Raw genomic sequence first — 2,185 nt, forward strand, 5'->3', positions numbered from 1 at the left:
CTGCCGACGCTGATGCCGGTGCCCGGCATCTCGCCGGCCGCCTATGTCGAGCAGAGCCTGGCTCGCCTCACCAACACGGCAATCCGCCATCGCAATCACCAGATCGCCACCGATGGCTCGCAGAAGATCGTCCAGCGCCTGCTCAACCCGATCCGCGACCGCCTGGCGAAAGGCGACAACATCACGCTGCTGTCGGTCCCGGTCGCCGGCTGGATGGCCTATCTGATCAAGGCATCGGCACGCTTCGGCCGGGCCTGGCAGGTGTCCGATCCCTTCGCCGAAAAGATCGCGGAGATTGCCGACCGCGTGGGTGCCGACAGCAAGGAATTGGCCAATGCAATCCTTGCGATCAATGCCATCTTCGATCGTTCACTCGCCGCCAGCGACATGTTCCGCGCAAATGTCGTCGCCGGCCTCGATGGACTGCTCTCAGACGATCCGATGGCCTTTGTCAGACATGTCCGCGCTGACCCAATAGATGCGCGGTTGAAGCGACCAGCGCGATCTGCATAGTAAAAGAGGGAGGCATCATGAAGCTTGGACTGCTCACGGCACCATTTCCCGATACTTCGCTTAGCGAAGTCGCCGACTGGGCGCGCTCGGTCGGCTTCGAAGCGCTGGAGATTGCCTGCTGGCCGAAGGCATCGGGCGCCAGCCGACGCTATGCCGGCACCAGCCATATCGACGCCGCCGGCATCTCGGCCTCGGAAGCCAAGGACATCGCAGCCTCGCTTGCCGGCAAGGGCCTGACGATCTCCGGCCTCGGCTTCTATCCCAATCCCCTGCATCCCGATGAGAAGCATCGCGAGGCCGTTATCGACCACCTGAAGAAGGTGATCGTGCTGGCGAGCCGCATGGGCGTTTCGCTGGTCAACACCTTCTGCGGCGGCGATGCCTCGAAGACTGTCGACGCCAATTGGGAAGATGCGCAAAAGGTCTGGCCCGCGATCATCGCCCATGCGCGCGATCATGGCGTAAAACTCGCCTTCGAGAACTGCCCGATGATCTTCAGCTATGACGAATGGCCGGGCGGGCACAACATCGCCTATTCACCCTATGTCTGGCGCCGCATCCTCGAAGCCTGGAGCGGTGACGTCGGCATGAATTTCGACCCTTCGCATCTCGTCTGGCAGATGATCGACAAGGAGCGCTTCATCCGCGAGTTCGGCCCGCACATGCTGCATGTGCATGCCAAGGACCTGATGATTGATCATGATGGTTTGTACGAGCGCGGAATTCTTTCCGCCGGCATAGGCTGGCAGGTGCCGCGCATGCCGGGGCTGGGCGACATCAACTGGAGCACCATCTTTTCGGGCCTCTACCGGGCCGGATATGACGGACCGGTCATCATCGAGCATGAGGACCGCCGGTTCGAGGGGAGCGACGACAAGGTGAAGCGCGGTTTCCTGCTTGCCCGCGACGTGCTGCGCCCCTTCGTCAAATGACGAAAGGCTTGGCTCCAATCGCATCGGAGCCCTGGAACTGCAACTGACAGTCAATGTGGAGGAGTACTGAAATGAAGACATACCTGACCATGGCCCCGCTACTGGCAGGTGCCGCCTTGCTTGCCTGGGTGGGCGTCTCGTCCGCCGAAGGCAAATACACGATTGGCATTTCCAACACCGTGCAGGGCAATGGCTGGCGCGAGGAGATGATCTGCGCCATGAAGGCGCAGGCGCTCGCTTCCGGCGAGGTGGCGAAGCTCAACATCGCCCACCGCAACACCGACGCCGCCGGCCAGCTCGAGGACATCCGCAACCTGATCAGCGCCAAGGTCAACGCCATCGTCGTCAATCCGGCCGATCCGGCCGGCATCAAGGCCGGTCTGGAAGAAGCGACCAAGGCCGGCATCGTCGTCGTCGCCGTCGACCAGGCGGTAACCGAGCCGTCTGCCTACATCATCTCCAACAACCAGGAGCAGTACGCCTATCTCGGCGCCAAGTGGCTGTTCCAGCAGATGGGCGGCAAGGGCGATGTGCTCTATATGCGCGGCGCCGCCGGCGCCTCCGCCGACAGCGACCGCGACAAAGGCTTCAAGAAAGCGCTCGCCGAATTTCCCGACGTGAAGGTCGCGCAGGAAGTCTTCACCGGCTGGCAGCAGGACCAGGGCAAGCAGCAGATCCTCTCCTTCCTCGCCACGGGAGCGCCGATCAACGGCATCTGGACCTCCGGCATCGACAACGTC

At 62.4% G+C, this 2,185-nt stretch carries 2 protein-coding genes and 1 pseudogene; all 3 read left to right on the forward strand.

Annotation, left to right across the window (positions count from 1 at the left end):
- Window positions 1–513 (forward strand): annotated as a pseudogene (locus EOA29_RS33965) (mannitol dehydrogenase family protein); the annotation flags it as partial.
- A 17-nt stretch (window positions 514–530) separates the two neighbouring features.
- The gene (locus EOA29_RS33970) at window positions 531–1,445 is read left to right on the forward strand and encodes a sugar phosphate isomerase/epimerase (RefSeq protein WP_126091993.1); all 915 of its coding nucleotides are present in this window, start codon (window positions 531–533) and stop codon (window positions 1,443–1,445) included.
- Window positions 1,446–1,516: 71 nt separating this feature from the next.
- The coding region (locus EOA29_RS33975) for a substrate-binding domain-containing protein (RefSeq protein ID WP_145969971.1) at window positions 1,517–2,185 on the forward strand (669 nt) is incomplete at its 3' end.

Origin of the sequence: Mesorhizobium sp. M1E.F.Ca.ET.063.01.1.1, assembly GCF_003998155.1 — a bacterium.
Classification (GTDB): Bacteria; Pseudomonadota; Alphaproteobacteria; order Rhizobiales; family Rhizobiaceae; genus Mesorhizobium.